Annotated in this window: 14 protein-coding genes; 13 read left to right on the top strand and 1 reads right to left on the bottom strand. The window is 37.6% G+C overall.

Features of this window, described 5'->3' with window-relative positions:
- Positions 1 to 101 precede the first annotated feature (101 nt).
- Positions 102 to 782 carry a phosphoribosylaminoimidazolesuccinocarboxamide synthase gene (locus AC1EJ5_RS04130; protein ID WP_479814718.1) on the bottom strand — a complete coding sequence of 227 codons (681 nt, stop codon included), beginning with the start codon at positions 780 to 782 and terminating at the stop codon, positions 102 to 104.
- A 182-nt stretch (positions 783 to 964) separates the two neighbouring features.
- Between AC1EJ5_RS04130 and purE the strand changes: the two genes are divergently transcribed.
- From purE to AC1EJ5_RS04065, 13 genes are all read left to right on the top strand, one after another.
- The gene (purE, locus tag AC1EJ5_RS04125) at positions 965 to 1444 is read left to right on the top strand and encodes a 5-(carboxyamino)imidazole ribonucleotide mutase (RefSeq protein WP_223419954.1); all 480 of its coding nucleotides are present in this window, start codon (positions 965 to 967) and stop codon (positions 1442 to 1444) included.
- On the top strand, positions 1441 to 2481 hold the full coding sequence (locus AC1EJ5_RS04120) for a 5-(carboxyamino)imidazole ribonucleotide synthase (RefSeq protein ID WP_479814716.1): 1041 nt from the start codon (positions 1441 to 1443) through the stop codon (positions 2479 to 2481). The genes purE and AC1EJ5_RS04120 overlap by 4 nt, the downstream gene beginning before the upstream one ends.
- A complete protein-coding gene (locus tag AC1EJ5_RS04115) occupies positions 2468 to 6136 on the top strand; it encodes a phosphoribosylformylglycinamidine synthase (protein WP_479814714.1) in 3669 nt (1222 codons plus the stop codon). The genes AC1EJ5_RS04120 and AC1EJ5_RS04115 overlap by 14 nt, the downstream gene beginning before the upstream one ends.
- Positions 6137 to 6156: 20 nt before the next feature.
- Positions 6157 to 7572, top strand: coding sequence for an amidophosphoribosyltransferase (gene purF, locus AC1EJ5_RS04110; protein WP_479814712.1), 1416 nt, complete (start codon positions 6157 to 6159; stop codon positions 7570 to 7572).
- A complete protein-coding gene (gene purM / locus AC1EJ5_RS04105; protein WP_479814710.1) occupies positions 7569 to 8573 on the top strand; it encodes a phosphoribosylformylglycinamidine cyclo-ligase in 1005 nt (334 codons plus the stop codon). The genes purF and purM overlap by 4 nt, the downstream gene beginning before the upstream one ends.
- A complete protein-coding gene (gene purN, locus AC1EJ5_RS04100) occupies positions 8570 to 9133 on the top strand; it encodes a phosphoribosylglycinamide formyltransferase (RefSeq protein ID WP_479814708.1) in 564 nt (187 codons plus the stop codon). Before purM ends, purN begins: the two co-directional genes overlap by 4 nt.
- A complete protein-coding gene (purH, locus tag AC1EJ5_RS04095) occupies positions 9130 to 10650 on the top strand; it encodes a bifunctional phosphoribosylaminoimidazolecarboxamide formyltransferase/IMP cyclohydrolase (RefSeq protein ID WP_479814706.1) in 1521 nt (506 codons plus the stop codon). The genes purN and purH overlap by 4 nt, the downstream gene beginning before the upstream one ends.
- A 1-nt stretch (position 10651) precedes the next feature.
- Positions 10652 to 11890 (top strand): phosphoribosylamine--glycine ligase, encoded by a 1239-nt coding sequence (gene purD, locus AC1EJ5_RS04090; protein WP_479814704.1) that lies wholly within the window; start codon positions 10652 to 10654, stop codon positions 11888 to 11890.
- A 6-nt stretch (positions 11891 to 11896) separates the two neighbouring features.
- Positions 11897 to 13540: a formate--tetrahydrofolate ligase gene (locus tag AC1EJ5_RS04085; RefSeq protein ID WP_479814703.1), complete on the top strand. Its 1644-nt coding sequence runs from the start codon at positions 11897 to 11899 to the stop codon at positions 13538 to 13540.
- Positions 13541 to 13561: 21 nt separating this feature from the next.
- The gene (locus AC1EJ5_RS04080; protein WP_479814701.1) at positions 13562 to 13753 is read left to right on the top strand and encodes a hypothetical protein; all 192 of its coding nucleotides are present in this window, start codon (positions 13562 to 13564) and stop codon (positions 13751 to 13753) included.
- 109 nt (positions 13754 to 13862) lie between these two features.
- The gene (locus tag AC1EJ5_RS04075; protein WP_479814699.1) at positions 13863 to 14447 is read left to right on the top strand and encodes a hypothetical protein; all 585 of its coding nucleotides are present in this window, start codon (positions 13863 to 13865) and stop codon (positions 14445 to 14447) included.
- Positions 14448 to 14468: 21 nt separating this feature from the next.
- Positions 14469 to 15062, top strand: a complete 594-nt coding sequence (locus AC1EJ5_RS04070) for a hypothetical protein (protein WP_479814697.1) — start codon at positions 14469 to 14471, stop codon at positions 15060 to 15062.
- Between the two features lie 121 nt (positions 15063 to 15183).
- Positions 15184 to 15750 (top strand): hypothetical protein, encoded by a 567-nt coding sequence (locus AC1EJ5_RS04065; protein WP_479814696.1) that lies wholly within the window; start codon positions 15184 to 15186, stop codon positions 15748 to 15750.
- The last annotated feature ends 4 nt before the right edge of the window (positions 15751 to 15754 follow it).

The raw sequence follows: 15754 nt of genomic DNA, 5'->3' as shown, positions 1-15754 counted from the left end.
TTCTGTGCTGTATTTTGCCATTAAAAAACTGACCTCCATTAGTTGATTTTTAAGTCCAACTTTTGGGGGTCAGTACATTTTTTAAAAAGGGATTTTTATAATTAGTCTAAAACCAAATCAGTAAGTCTAAGTGGTTCGATATAATCATCGCCTTTGTAGACTCTCATATTTCCGCCAGATATTTCATCTATTAGGATGACTTTGTTATTTTCATCTAGGCCGAATTCTAGTTTTATATCATAAAGGTCAAGATTTTTTTCTTTTAGGATGTCACGAATTATGCCGCAAATTTCTTTTGTAAGCCTTTTTAGTTCTTCATATTGGTCAGCTGTTGCGATATTTAGAACTTCTAGGCAGTCTTTAGAAATTGTAGGGTCTCCTGCTGCGTCATCTTTGATTGTTACTTCAAAAAATGCGTCAAGTGGAGCGCCTTCTTCTATGTATTTGCCGTATCTTTTATAAAAAGATCCTACAGCTCTGTATCTGCAAATAAATTCAAGACCCTTGCCAAATACTCTTGCTTTTCTAACTTCCATTGTGTTTTCTTCTACATTTGCTTTTACATAATGGGTTGGGATATTTTTTTCATTTAGTTTATTAAAGAAAAATTCTGTCATCCTAAGGCCTGCATTGCCTGCGCCTTCTATTGATAGGCCAACTTGGTTTTCACCTGGGTCAAAAACGCCGTCCTTGCCTGTAACATCGTCTTTAAATTTCATCAAGATGTTGCCATTTTCGAGGCTAAAGATGTCCTTTGTCTTGCCTTTGTAAATTAAATCCATTATTTTCTCCTTATACATTTACAATAATGATATAATACTTACGACTTTCTTACAAATAAATTTTATTTACTAAGAATAATTTGTCAAGCCGACTTCATAAAAAATTTAATTTTCACTTTACCATTGAAAAAAATAATAAAATAGATATACTAATTTTGTAGAAGAAAAGTTAAGGAGTTAAAATGTCAAAAATAGCTGTCATAATGGGTTCAAAATCTGACTACAAGACTATGAAAGAGTGCTGTGCTGTACTTGATAAGTTTGGCATAGACTACGATAAGAGGGTTGTTAGTGCGCATAGGACACCTGAGTTAATGGTTGACTTTGCGAAAAATGCTAGGAAAAACGGCTACAGCCTTATTATTGCTGCGGCTGGTGGTGCTGCACATTTGCCAGGTATGGTTGCTGCGTCAACTACTCTACCTGTGATTGGTGTCCCAATTAAATCATCAACCCTAAACGGCGTTGACTCGCTTCTTTCTATTGTGCAAATGCCATATGGTGTGCCTGTTGCAACCATGGCTATAGGAGAGGCAGGTGCAAAAAACGCTGCTATTACTGCCCTTGCAATTCTTGCTATAAACGACGAAAAATTAGCAGAAAAGTACAGGGATTTTAAAATTGAATTAGAAAATATAGTAAAGGAAGATATGAAAATATGATCAAGACTATATTACCCAAAAGCACTATCGGTATAATCGGTGGCGGCCAACTTGGAAGGATGCTCGCTATGAGCGCAAAGGAAATGGGCTATAAAGTAGCAATTCTAGATCCGGGTGAGGACGCCTGCGCAAGAAAATTTGCAGATTATTTTATCCATAGTGCTTTTAATGTATACGAAAATATCGAAAAACTTTGCAAAATGAGTGATGTAGTGACTTTTGAGTTTGAAAATATAGATATAGAGTCCTATAAAAAACTTGAAAATAAGTACAATTTCGTCCAATCTTCAAGGCTTTTGGAAATTAGCCAGCACAGGCTAAGAGAGAAGGAATATGCCAAATCACTTGGGATTCCAACTGTAAAATACTTTGATGCAAACATTGACGATTACGATATTAACGGCAAGTACGTCATGAAAACCACCAGGTTTGGCTATGACGGCAAGGGGCAAAAAATTATTTCTTCAAATGAGGAAGTTGAAAAAGATACTATCCTTGAAGAATTAATCAACCTTGATAAGGAGATTTCTGTAGTTGCTGTTAAGGATATCGAGGGAATCGAGATTGTGGCTGTGGTTGAAAATGAACACAGAAACAACATTCTCTATAGGTCAAATATTCCAGCAAGAATTACAGAGGACCAAGGAGCTAAGGCTATAGATTATACAAAAAGAATCCTAGCCGACAATGACTATTATGGTGTTCTTACAGTTGAGTATTTCATATCAAATGGAGAGGTAATTTTCAATGAGATTGCCCCAAGAGTGCACAATTCTGGTCATATTACCCAAGAATCAGCGACCAAATCCCAATTTAGGGCCCACATAGAAGGTATTTGCGGACTTAAGGTGGGGAAAATCGAAAACAGGGAAGCGACTTTATATAATATCCTAGGCCAAAACGAAGAATATTTTATAAACCTAATCACCAAGAAACAAGGCTACCTTCACTTATACGAAAAGGAAGCTCGCCACAACAGGAAAATCGGACACATGAACTTTTTAGGAAGCGTATATTTGGAGGATGACTTTGAATAAGAGAATATTTGTACAAAAAAGACCAGCCTATGACAGGGAAAGTGAAAATTTAAAAAATCTTTTTAATAGGGACTTTGATCTAGACTTAAAAGACCTTAAGACTTATGTAATCTACGACCTTTACAACATAAGCGATGATCTTTATGAAAAATCAAAAACTAGAGTTTTTTCAGAAATAATGACAGACCAGGTTTTTGAAGACCTTGATTTATCTGGCAAAACCTACATAGCCTACGAAACCCTCCCAGCCCAATACGACCAAAGGTCAGATTCAGCTATGCAAGCCTTAAAGCTAATTGACGATAAGGCAGATGTTTTGGTAAGGGCAGGAAAACTTGTTGTATTAGACGGGGACGTTTCAGAGGAAAAACTAAAAGAAATTAAAAAATACCTAATAAACCCAATCGAATCAAGCGAAAAAGACCTTGGTAAAATGGACTTTGCCATAGATTCACAGATGAAACCTCTAAAAGATTTAAGAGGTTTTAGGAATTATGGAAAAGAAGAACTCGAAAAATTAATAAAAGACCTTTCTCTTGCCCTAGATTTAGAAGATTTGGAATTTATCCAAGACCATTACAAAAAAGAAGAAAGGGATCCAAGTGAAACTGAAATCTACGTTCTAGACGTATTTTGGTCTGACCACTGCAGGCACACAACCTTTGAAACTAGCCTTGATGAGGTAAATATAAATTCAAAACTTTTCCAAAAGGAAATGCAAGACGCCTTTGATTATTATTTGAAATTAAGGGAAGAACTTGGCATTACAAAGCCAATTAGGCTTATGGATATGGCATCAATCTTTGGCAAATACCACACCAAGGTTTTGGGCGATACCAATATAGAAGTTTCTGAAGAAATTAACGCTTGTTCCTTCTTTACAGAAATTGAAAATAAGGGCAAGAAGGAAAGGTGGCTTATCCAATTTAAAAACGAAACCCACAACCACCCTTCAGAAATCGAGCCATTTGGCGGTGCTTCAACCTGTATAGGCGGTGCCATTAGAGATCCACTTTCAGGTAGGTCCTATGTTTACCAGGCCATGAGGGTGTCAGGAGCGGGCAATATCCTAGAAAAAAGAGAAGAAACCCTAGCCAACAAGCTACCACAAGTTGAAATTTCAAAGGGTAAGGCCTTAGGAAACTCATCTTATGGTAACCAAATTGGCCTTGCGACTACCTTTGTTAGAGAAATCTACGACCCTTCTTATGTTGCAAAAACCATGGAAGTTGGGGCAGTTGTAGGAGCTGTTAAAGACGGTGATTACAAGAGAGAAGAGCTTGTTCCTGGTGATATAGTTGTAATGATTGGCGGTAGAACCGGACGTGACGGCATCCAAGGTGCCTCAGGATCATCTGTAATCCACGATGATTCATCCCTAACAACAGCTTCAAGTCAGGTTCAAAAGGGAAACCCAGTCGAAGAGAGAAAAATCCAAAGACTCTTTAGAAAACCAGAAGTCACAAGACTTATCAAAAAATCAAACGACTTTGGGGCTGGTGGTGTATCTGTAGCCATAGGCGAGCTTTCAGAAGGAATTGAAATTTTCCTTGACAGGGTTAAAACTAAATATAAGGGCCTTAATCCAACAGAAATAGCTATTTCTGAATCTCAGGAAAGAATGGCGGTTGGAATCGATAAAAAAGACTACGAGGCCTTTGTAAAAGAGTGTGAGAAAGAAAACCTCGAATACGTTCACGTTGCAAACATAACCGACAGAAACCGCCTAGAAATGTACTACGAAGACGCAAAAATTGTAGACTTTAGCGCAGAATTTTTAGCAACAGCAGGTGTCAGAAAACACGCCAAGGCAGATTTGGTTGATAATGTAAGGGAAAATCCTTTTGTCAAAAAAGAAGTCACTAAGGAAGCAATCCTAGATGAGCTAAAAGATTTAAATGTGACCAACCAAAAGGGTATGGTTTCAATGTTTGACTCAACAGTAGGTGCCCAAACAGTAATGATGCCATTTGCAGGCAAGGAAAGGATAACTCCAGTCCAAGCCTCAGTTGCAGCCATTCCGACACTTTATTCAACACCAGATACAGCAACCATCTTGGCTTACGGTTTTGTACCAAAAATCTCAAAATATTCACCATTTTTATCTAGCATTTACGCAGTATTAGAATCTGTGGCAAAAGTTTATGCAGTTGGAGGAAACAAGGAAGATCTTTACTTCTCATTCCAAGAATATTTTGAAAAACTCTTAGATGACCCAGAAAAATGGGGTAAGGTAAGCCAGGCAATGCTTGGTTCAATCATAGCCCAAAGGGAAATTGGTAGACCTTCTATAGGGGGAAAAGACTCAATGTCAGGATCTTTTAACGACCTAAATGTAGTTGAAACCTTGATTTCCTTTGCGTGTACACCAGTAAAAATCGAAGACGTTATTACTCCAGACCTTAAAAAGATCGGCAATAAATTATATATAATAGAAATAGAAAAAGACGAAAAGGCCTATCCAAACCTATCTAAGACCATGGCTGACTTTGAAAAATTAAATTCTTATATCAAAGAAAAGAAGGTTGTAGCTGCCTATGTTCAAGACTTTGGATCAGTTTCCTCATCTTTAATCAAGATGGCTTTGGGAAATAAATTAGGATTTACAATTGACTATGACAAGGCCCTTGATTTCAATCCTTGCTCAATCGTCGTAGAATCTAATTGTGATTTAGACTTTAAGGAAATTGGTAGGGTGAGCGAAGAAATTTCTATAAATGGAATTAAAATCGACCTTGATGATGCTGAAAAATCCTACATGTCAACCTTAGAAGAAATCTATCCAACCTACTACAACAAAAATGGGGGCAAGGTTGAAAACCTAGTGTCAGAAAAATCTGAAGATGTCTATTACAATGAAAAAGTTGATGAGGTTAAGGTGGTAATTCCAGTATTTCCTGGCACTAACTCAGAATACGATACCCAAAAGGCCTTTGAAGAGGCGGGAGCAGTAGTCAGTCAAGTTGTATTTACAAATACAAAAGAAGACGACATTGAAAAATCAATCGACGCCTTTGTTAAGGAAATTAAATCTTCCCACATCATAGCCTTCCCTGGTGGATTTTCTGCAGGTGATGAGCCAGATGGGTCAGCGAAATTTATAGTAAATATCCTAAAAAATGACAAGGTAAAAGAAGCAATCCATGCCCATCTTTATGACAAAAAGCTAATCCTAGGTATTTGTAATGGCTTCCAAGCCCTTATAAAATCAGGACTCTTACCTTACGGAAAGATCACAGACCTTGACGAAAACGACCTAAGCCTATTTAGGAATGTTGGTTTTAGGCATATATCAGATACAGCTATTACTAGAGTGGCATCTACCAAGTCACCATGGACCCAAGGCTTTGAAATTGGTGACCTTCATGAACTTGTATTTAGCCACGGAGAAGGAAGACTCGTTGGAAATAATATAGAGAAATTCAAGCACCTTGCAGCCTTCCAATATGTAGACGCCGATGGGGATGCAACCCTAAACGGTAAATATAATCCAAATGGATCAGCCCTAGCCATAGAGGGAATGGTGAGTGAAGATGGTCTAATCTTAGGAAAGATGGGCCATTCTGAAAGGTCTTATAAGACCCTTTACAAAACCAATACCCTAAAGGATAGGCAAGATATATTTAAAAATGGTGTGAAATATTTTACTAGATAGATTTTTTATAAGGAGTAAGGATGTTTGGAATTTGGAATATAGAAAAGGCTCCAAGTGTTGCCTTTTATGCCCTTCACGCCCTTCAACACAGGGGCCAACAAGGTGCAGGTATTGTCTCAACAGAAAGAACTAGACTTAGGGGATACAGAAATGTTGGTCTCTTGGCAGATGTTTTTAAGGATAATGGAAAACTAGAAAAAATTGATGGATCAGCTGCCTTGGGTGCCCTTTGGTACTCAAGCGGCAATTCTACCAACGTTCAAAATATAGAACCACTTTTGTATAAATTTAACGACGGCCACCTAGGAATTGCCATGAACGGAAATTTAAATAACGCCAAATGGTTAAGAGCCGAGCTTGAAGATGAGGGAGCAGTTTTCCACTCAGAAAGCCATGCAGAAATCATCATGCACCTAATTAGAAGGTCCAGAAAAGAAACAATTGAGGAAAGATTTAAGGAAGCCCTAAACAAGCTTAAGGGATCATTTTCTGTAATGCTTCTAACCCAAGATGCCTTATATGGTGCCGTTGATAGACACGCAACAAGGCCTCTAGTCCTTGGAAAACTTGGCGATTCTTACACAATCGCTTCCGAGTCTTGTGCCCTAAATGTTATTGGAGCAGACTTTCTAAAGGATATTTCTGCTGGTGAAATTATAAAAATTGACGATGGAGGTTACGAAATAGGAATCTTCACAGAAGCGTCAAATATAGCCATCGAATCCATGGAATTTATTTATTTTGCAAGGCCTGACTCAACCATCCTTGGCAAAAACGTCCACATAGTAAGGAAAAATACCGGTAGGGTTTTGGCGAGAGAATATCCTGTGGAAGCTGACATAGTTGTTGGTGTCCCAAATTCTTCCCTATCCCTTGCAACAGGATATGCAGAAGAAATCGGCCTTCCATACGAGATGGGTCTTATCAAAAACCAATACATAGGAAGGACCTTTATCGAGCCTTCCCAAAATCTTAGGGATATTGCAGTAAAGATGAAATTATCAGCCCTTTCTGATGTTGTTAGAAATAAGAGGGTAATCTTACTTGACGACTCAATTGTAAGAGGCACTACCTCAAAGAGAATCATTTCCATGCTTAAAAAGGCAGGAGCGAGCGAAGTCCATTTAAGGATAGGTTCACCAGAGATTATTTTCCCATCTTTTTCGGGAATTGATATGAAAACATCTCAAGAACTAATCGCTGCAAACCTAAGCAAAGATGAGGTTAGGGACTTAATTGGTGCAGATAGTTTGGAATTTATAAGTGTTGATGGCCTTAAGGAAGCTGTTGGCTTTGACTTTGATAGTCCTAACAAGGGAATTTCCCTAGATATTTTCACAGGCGACTATGTTGAAGGCCTAGGCAATTATGTAGAAGAATTTAAGGCGGAACTTACAGATATACAAAAAGAATTTTTAGCAAAGGGGAGTAAATGAGCGAGAAATACAAGGCGGCAGGTGTTAGCCTAAATGCCGGTTATGAATCAGTTGAGAGAATAAAAAAACACGTCGAATCCACAAAAAACAAGGGCATGATGGATATGATTGGATCTTTTGGCGGAGCCTTTGATCTTTCTGCCTACGGATTTAAAAATCCAGTTCTTGTTAGCGGGACAGACGGGGTTGGAACCAAGCTTAAGCTTGCCTTTGACATGGATAAGCACGACACAATCGGCATTGACGCTGTTGCCATGTGTGTTAATGACATCCTTGCCCAAGGGGCAATTCCACTTTTCTTCCTAGATTACATTGCCTGTGGCAAAAACGATCCAGCCCAAATCGAAGCTATTGTCAAGGGTGTGGCTGATGGTTGTAGACAGGCGGGGGCAGCTTTAGTAGGCGGGGAAACTGCTGAAATGCCAGGTTTTTATAAGGAAGGCGAATACGACATAGCAGGTTTTGCTGTTGGAGCTGCCGAAAAGGAAGATTTAATTAATCCAGAAAACACAAAGCCTGGCCAAGCTGTAATTGGTATTCCATCTACTGGCTTTCATTCAAATGGCTTTTCCCTAATTAGAAAGGTCCTAAAGGATGAAAATATAAGCTTAAATGACGAATTTAACGGGGAAACCATTGGCGAAGCCCTATTAAGACCTACAAGGATCTACGCTAAGGAAGTAAAAACTTTATTAGAAAATGTAAAGGTTGCTGGCATTTCCCACATCACAGGTGGTGGCTTTATAGAAAACCTACCAAGAGCGCTCAAAAAAGGCCTAGGCATGAAAATTTACAGGGATTCTTATGATGTTCCAGAAATTTTCAAATTTATTGAAGAAGAAGGTCAAATCGACCACGACGAGATGTACCAAGTCTTTAATATGGGAGTAGGCCTTGCAGTAATTGTTGATGATGCTGACAAGGAAAAAGTCCTTGACCTAATCGACGACGCCTTTATCCTAGGAGAAGTCACAGACCAGGAAGGAATCATCCTTCTATGAAAAAAATAGGAATCTTTGCTTCAGGTACGGGCACAAACTTCGATGCCTTGGCAAGTTCAGATGAGATAAAAAAACTGGCAGATATTGAAATCATGGTTTGTGACAAGCCTGGAGCCAAGGTTATAAAAAAAGCAGAAGATAAAAATATTAAGACATTTGTCTTTAATCCAAAAGATTATGAAAATAAGGCCGCTTATGAAAAAGAAATCTTAGAGAAGGTAAAAGACCTAGATTATATTTTACTAGCAGGTTATATGAGGATTTTATCTAAAGATTTTCTAGAAAAATATAAGGGCAAGGTAGTTAATATCCATCCTTCCCTCCTTCCAAAATATAAGGGCATAGAGTCAATCAAAAGAGCCTATGAAGCGGGAGAGGAATACATCGGAGTTACAATCCATTACGTAAACGAAGAAATCGACGGCGGAGAAATCCTCGCCCAAGATAAGTTTAAGGTTGATTATACAAAGAGTCTAGATGAGATAGAAAGTCATGTTCATGAAATTGAGCATAAGCTTTACATAAAGACAGGAGCAGAAATCTTAAAGGGGGAAAAATGAAAAGAGCATTGATAAGTGTGAGCGATAAGGCTGGTGTGGCAGACTTTGCCAAAGGTCTTGTGGCAAATGGTTTTGAAATAATTTCTACAGGTGGGACTTTAAATCATCTTAGGGAAAATGGAGTTGATTGCATTTCTATAGAAGACTACACAGGATTTCCAGAAATTTTAGAAGGTAGGGTCAAGACCCTTCATCCAAAAGTTCATGGCGGTCTTCTCTCAAAAAGAGACAATGATAGCCATATTGCAGAGCTTAAGGCCAATGAAATTGGCTATATTGACTTAATTTGCGTCAATCTTTATCCTTTCGCAGAAACCCTTGCCAAAGAAGGGGTAAGCCATGACGAAATAATTGAAAATATCGATATCGGTGGCCCTTCTATGCTAAGATCTGCTGCAAAAAATTATAAGTTTGTAACCGTAGTTACAGATAAAAATGACTATGAAACTATTCTTAAGGAATTAGAAGAAAATGGAGAGACAAGCCTAGAAACAAGACAAAGGCTCGCAGGAAAAGTTTTCAACAAAACTGCCCAATACGATTCTCTAATCGCTTCTTATTTTAATAAAATAAATGGGGATGTGGAAGAAAGTTTAACCCTAACTTACAGATTAGAAGACGAACTAAGATATGGAGAAAATCCTCACCAAAAGGCAGCCTTCTACGTCTCAGACGAAGAAGTTTCTTATGCACTTCAAGATTGTGTCCAATTACATGGCAAGAAAATGTCTTACAACAATATCCAAGACGCATCAGCTGCCCTTGATATTTTGCAAGAATTTGACGAGACAGTTTGTGTTGGCCTAAAACATATGAATCCATGCGGGGTTGCTACAGGAAAGACTGTTTATGAGGCATGGACTAGGGCTTTTGAAGCAGACCCTGTTTCAATTTTCGGAGGTATAGTTGCGATTAACGGCACAATTGATAAGAAAACTGCAGAAAAAATGCACGAAATTTTCCTTGAAATTATCCTAGCTTATGATTACGAAGACGAAGCTTTAGAGATCCTAGAAAAGAAGAAAAATGTCAGAATTTACAAGATTCCAAAGAAAACTAATAAAAATCCTAAACTGATAAAATCAGTTAGGGGCGGAATCCTAGTCCAAGACTATGATGACAAGGTTTATGAAAAACTAGAAACAGTTACAGAGACAAAGGTCAGCGAGGAAGACCTAAAGGACTTAGAATTTGCCTACAAGATTGTAAAACACGTTAAATCAAATGCAATCTTACTTGCCAAGGACGGTCAAACTGTAGGTGTTGGTGCTGGTCAAATGAACAGGGTCGGTGCAGCTGAAATTGCCTTTAAACAAGCAGGCGATAAGGCAAAGGGCTCAGTCCTTGCATCAGACGCCTTCTTCCCATTCAGGGACAGCGTTGATGAGGCAGCGGGACACGACATTAAGGCTATCATCCAACCAGGCGGATCAATAAGAGACCAAGAATCAATCGACGCTTGTAATGAAAACGGCATAGCCATGGTATTTACTGGCATGCGCCACTTTAAACATTGATATGGCAAGGGTATTAGTAGTAGGAAATGGCGGCAGGGAGCATGCCATTTCTGATAAATTATATAGGGAAGGCCACGAAATATTTATGCTGGGAGAAAATCCCGGCGTGGCCCAGTTTGGAACATGTATCACTTGCGAGGTCAGAGACCTTCCTAGTTTTTGCAAGGAAAAGTCAATTGACCTGGTTTTTGTAGGTCCAGAAGCCTTTTTGGTTGACGGGATTGTTGACCTTTTAGAAAAAGAAAATATCAGGGTCTTTGGCCCAAACAAGGCTGCAGCCATCCTTGAAGGCTCAAAGGCCTTTGCCAAAGATTTGATGAAAAAATATGACATACCAACAGCATCCTACGAAACTTTTACAGATTACGAAAAAGCTCTAGCATATGTTGAAAAATCCGATTTTCCTTTGGTAATCAAGGCTGATGGAATAGCTGCAGGTAAGGGTGTAATTATTGCCCAAAATCTCGAAGAGGGAAGAGAAGCTCTCAAAGAGATTATGGTTGATCAGAAATTTGCAGAAGCTGGTGCATCTGTTGTTATAGAAGAATTTCTTGAGGGAGAAGAATTTTCTCTCCTAGCCTTTGTGTCAGGCGAAATAGTTATGCCTATGAAGGTTGTTCAAGACCACAAGAGGGCCTTTGATAATGACCTAGGCCTAAATACAGGTGGTATGGGCGTTTATATGCCAATTAAGCATATCACAGACGCTGATATTAACGAAGCTATAGAAAAGGTCCTAAAACCAACAGCCAAGGCTATGATTAAGGAAGGCCGCTCATTTAAGGGAATCTTATTTGCTGGCCTTATGAAAACTAAGGATGGAATAAAAACTATAGAATACAACGTCCGTTTCGGAGATCCTGAGACAGAAATTATCCTCTTGTCTATGGAAACTTCCCTTTACGACTTGGCTGAGGCAGTCCTTGACGGAAGAGAAATGGAAATTAAGTGGAAGGATAGGGCCTATATAGGTGTTGTCCTTGCATCTAAGGGTTATCCAGAATCCTATGAAAAGGGTTTTGAGATCACTGGTCTTGACGGCCTTGATTCAAAAGTTTTCCATATGGGTACAAAGGAAAGTGACGGAAAGATTCTTACAAATGGCGGCAGGGTTTTAATCGTGTGTCAAGAAGGAGATTCCTTAGAAGAAGCGAGAGAAGCAGCCTACAAGGACATTGAAAAAATCAAGTGCGATAATCTTTTCTATAGAAAAGACATCGGATATTTATCATTAAAGTGAGGGAAAATGAAGACTGATTACGAAATATCTTTACAAGCAAAAAAAGAAAAAATAGAAGACGTTGCAGCAAAGATTGGCATTTCAGCCGATAAATTAATAAAATATGGTGACTACAAGGCAAAGATCAAAAGAGAAAATTTTGATAATTTATCTGAAAATCTTGTTTTAGTCACATCTATAAACCCAACCTCATCTGGGGAAGGAAAATCAACTGTTACCGTAGGCCTATCTGATGGTTTAAATAAAATTGGTAAAAAATCTACAGTTGCCCTTAGGGAACCATCTTTTGGACCAGTTTTAGGTAGAAAAGGTGGGGCAACAGGTGGTGGCTACGCTCAAGTTGTGCCAATGGATGAGATAAATCTACATTTTAATGGTGACTTTCACGCCATCACATCTGCCCACAATGCGATTATGGCCCTAATTAATAACCATATCTTCCAAGGTAATGAACTTGGCTTTAAAAAAGTTATGTTTAACTATGTCATGGATATGAATGAAAGGGCCCTTAGAAGGATAAAAATCAATGCCAATGGCAAGGACGAGAGGGATTCTTCATTTGATATTACAGTTGCAAGTGAAATAATGGCTATTTTATGCCTTGCAGAAGATCTAGAAGACCTAAGGTCTAGAATTGGCGATATAATGGTGGGTTATAACCAAGATGACAAACCTATTTTTGCAAAAGATTTGGGAGTTGAAGGTGTAGTTGTGGCCATCCTTAAAGATGCCATGAATCCAAACCTTGTTCAATCTTTAGAAAACAACCCAGCAATCATCCACGGAGGTCCATTTGCAAATATTGCTCATGGCTGTAACTCTGTTATTGCAACAAAAACAGCCCTCAAATATTCTGACTATGTAATCACAGAGGCAGGTTTTGGGGCCGATCTAGGAGCTGAAAAGTTTTTAGACATCAAATGTAGGGTTTCCGGCCTACGTCCAAAGGCAGCAGTTGTAGTTGCAACAATCAAGGCCCTTAAACTTCATGGTGGTGTTGACGAAGCAAATCTTACTGGAGAAAATCTAGATGCCCTAAAAGAAGGGGTTAAAAACCTTGAAAAGCACGTAGAAAACATGAGAAAATATAATCTTCCAGTAATAGTTGCCCTCAATGAATTTGTGACAGATACTGATGCTGAAATTAAATTCATGGAAGATTGGGCAAAGAACTTTGACGTAGAATTTTCCCTAACCCAAGTATGGGCAAAAGGCGGTGACGGTGCTATTGACCTTGCCAATAAACTTGTGAAAATAGTTGAAAATAATAGCGAAGAAGTAAAACTTCTTTACAAAGACGACCTATCCACAGAAGAGAAAATCAACACAATCGCCAAGGAAATCTACGGAGCAGCCAAGGTTAATTTTACAGATGAAGCAAGGGCGGTCCTTGATAAAATCGATGAACTTGGTTATAGAAATTTCCCAGTTTGCATGGCAAAAACTCCAGCATCTCTAACAGATGATGGCAAAATCAAGGGCAGACCAGAAGGATTTGAAATCACAGTTTCTGACATCAAAATTAAGACAGGATCAAGGTTCATAGTTGTCTATCTCAATAAGGTCTTAACTATGCCAGGCCTTCCAAAACATCCAAATGCTCTTGATATAGACGTTGACGGAAATGATAATATTATAAATTTATTCTAGAAAATACAAGAAGGATTGAAGTTGAAAGACAAAATCATCAAATTTAAGGAAAATTTAACCTATTATATAAAATCTTTGTCCTTTACGAGTTCATATATAGACGAGCAAAAAATGTATAGGAGCACAGATTGGGAAAAAGAAGTTAAAATTTTGCCCTTGGGTGCCAAGGTTTTAATGGTCTTTTTAATCATCTTCTTATTAATGATTTTATAAAAATTTACAAGCGGCTCCGGCCGCTTTTTTAGTATTTTTATGAAATCCTTTTTTTTTTTTTTTTTTTGATATGTGATATAATGAAGTTAACAAGATAAAGGAGGACAGTATGAAAAAGTTTTTATTAATATGTGCCTTAGCTCTAGCTTTTACAGGATGCAATAAGGAAGCTAATATAGAAGAGGGTGTAAAAATAAGTGAGACTAAGACTGATGTAGATGTAAAAGAATATTCTGGCGAAGAAAAGAAATTAGACCTTGCCTATAATACTTATTCCCTAAAAGGACTTGATACAGAAAATCTAGAAATGAACTTATTTACTATAAAAGACGGGGAAGTTTCTAACTTTGTAGATGGACCTTTACTTGATGTCAAAGAAAATTCTTTACTTGGTATTGGTTTTAATGAAGATTCCTATATCGACTTTAGGATAAAAGGAGATAAAGTATATTATTATACAAGTTATAAGTCAGATTCCACTATGGACAAGGACTATTTTAACAAGACTTATTGGCTAGACCAAGCTGATATAAAAGATAAGGAATCAACTATCCTCTTTGTTGGGATGTCCAAGGATGATAAGTATATTGATATAAAAAATATCACAAAAGAAGACCTTATAAAAATGAGTGAAGAAGATAAGGACCTCAAGATTTTAGCCTTTGAACTTATACTAGATAAAAAAGAAAAGTAAATTCCATATTTAGGAGAAAAAATGAAAAAGAGAAATGTATTATTAAGTTTATTTTTAATACTAAGCTTAGCGTCTTGTAAAGTAGAAGTGAAAAATGCAGAGGATGTCATGCTTACAAAAGAAGACTATGAGCTTAACGTGTTTGACACCTTTGATGGTGGAGATAATTTAGATTATGGGGCAGGAGTTTATTCCTTCAAGGGAATAAGGCCTGATGATCTTCGCCTGACTCTTTCAACTTATGAAAATGGGGAAATTTCAGAAGCTTTTGATATTGAGCTTCCTAAGATAGAAGATAAGGACAAGCTTGGTATAGCGGTAAATTCTAGCAAAATATATATATACGATCTATCAGATAATAAAACTTCTGTACTTACCAAATATGAATTTAAAGATAAAAAACTTACTCACAAGATGTCAAATGGCTGGCAGTGGGATAATGGTGGGGTAATCAAGAACGGAGAAGTTTACCCAGTATTTGCAAGTTTTTCTAATGAAGCTAATTCTTTGATAACCCCAATTTTTCATGAAGATGATATAAGAGATTGGATAAAAACTCATAAGGAATACTCAGGCATGCTCTTAGAATTAAGACTTGAGAATAGTGAGAAATAGCATTATAGAATTTATCATCAAAATATAAGCGGCTTTGGCCGCTTTTTTTGAATTATTTAGGAAATCCTTTTTTTTAAAAGATTTTGGGTATTATATAAGTAACAAGATAAAGGAGGATGAGATGAAAAAGTTTTTATTAATATGTGCCTTAGCCCTTGCTATTACAGGCTGCAATAAGGAAGCTAATCTAGAAGAAGGTGTAAAAATAAGTCAAGCTAAGACTGATGTGGATGCGGTAGAATATTTTGGCGAAGAAAAGAAATTAGACCTTGCCTATAATACTTATTCTCTAGAAGGACTTGATACAAAAAATCTAGAGGAGCAGTTAATTTCTATAAAAGACGGGGAAATCTTTGAGATTTCTAGAGGACCAGTGAACGCCACAAAGTCAAATGCTTTAATAGGTCTAGGTTTTAATGAAAATTCTTATACATTCTTTAGGATAGATGGCGAGGAAGTAAAGGATGCGTCAAGCTTTAGGGCTGATTATTCTATAGATAAAGACGTATTTAAGAAGACCTATTGGCTAGATCAAGGAGATATTAAGGATAAGGAGTCAACTATCCTTTTTGTCGGCATGTCCAAAGATGATAAGGATATTGATATAAAAAATATCACTAAAGAAGACCTTAAAAAAATGACTGAAGAAGATAAGGACCTTAATATTTTGGCTTTTGAACTTATTTAGATAA

Source organism: Anaerococcus sp. C0059F3, from assembly GCF_056590475.1.
The sequence above is the reverse complement of the archived record's forward strand: the minus strand, read 5'-3'. Positions and strand labels throughout refer to the sequence as shown.

Coding starts and splice junctions, on each gene's coding strand:
- purF (WP_479814712.1), top strand. CDS start 6,157: ATGTTTGGAATTTGGAATATAGAAAAGGCTCCAAGTGTTGCCTTTTAT.
- AC1EJ5_RS04085 (WP_479814703.1), top strand. CDS start 11,897: ATGAAGACTGATTACGAAATATCTTTACAAGCAAAAAAAGAAAAAATA.
- purH (WP_479814706.1), top strand. CDS start 9,130: ATGAAAAGAGCATTGATAAGTGTGAGCGATAAGGCTGGTGTGGCAGAC.
- AC1EJ5_RS04130 (WP_479814718.1), bottom strand. CDS start 782: ATGGATTTAATTTACAAAGGCAAGACAAAGGACATCTTTAGCCTCGAA.
- AC1EJ5_RS04120 (WP_479814716.1), top strand. CDS start 1,441: ATGATCAAGACTATATTACCCAAAAGCACTATCGGTATAATCGGTGGC.
- purE (WP_223419954.1), top strand. CDS start 965: ATGTCAAAAATAGCTGTCATAATGGGTTCAAAATCTGACTACAAGACT.
- AC1EJ5_RS04065 (WP_479814696.1), top strand. CDS start 15,184: ATGAAAAAGTTTTTATTAATATGTGCCTTAGCCCTTGCTATTACAGGC.
- purD (WP_479814704.1), top strand. CDS start 10,652: ATGGCAAGGGTATTAGTAGTAGGAAATGGCGGCAGGGAGCATGCCATT.
- AC1EJ5_RS04115 (WP_479814714.1), top strand. CDS start 2,468: ATGACTTTGAATAAGAGAATATTTGTACAAAAAAGACCAGCCTATGAC.
- AC1EJ5_RS04075 (WP_479814699.1), top strand. CDS start 13,863: ATGAAAAAGTTTTTATTAATATGTGCCTTAGCTCTAGCTTTTACAGGA.
- purN (WP_479814708.1), top strand. CDS start 8,570: ATGAAAAAAATAGGAATCTTTGCTTCAGGTACGGGCACAAACTTCGAT.
- AC1EJ5_RS04070 (WP_479814697.1), top strand. CDS start 14,469: ATGAAAAAGAGAAATGTATTATTAAGTTTATTTTTAATACTAAGCTTA.
- purM (WP_479814710.1), top strand. CDS start 7,569: ATGAGCGAGAAATACAAGGCGGCAGGTGTTAGCCTAAATGCCGGTTAT.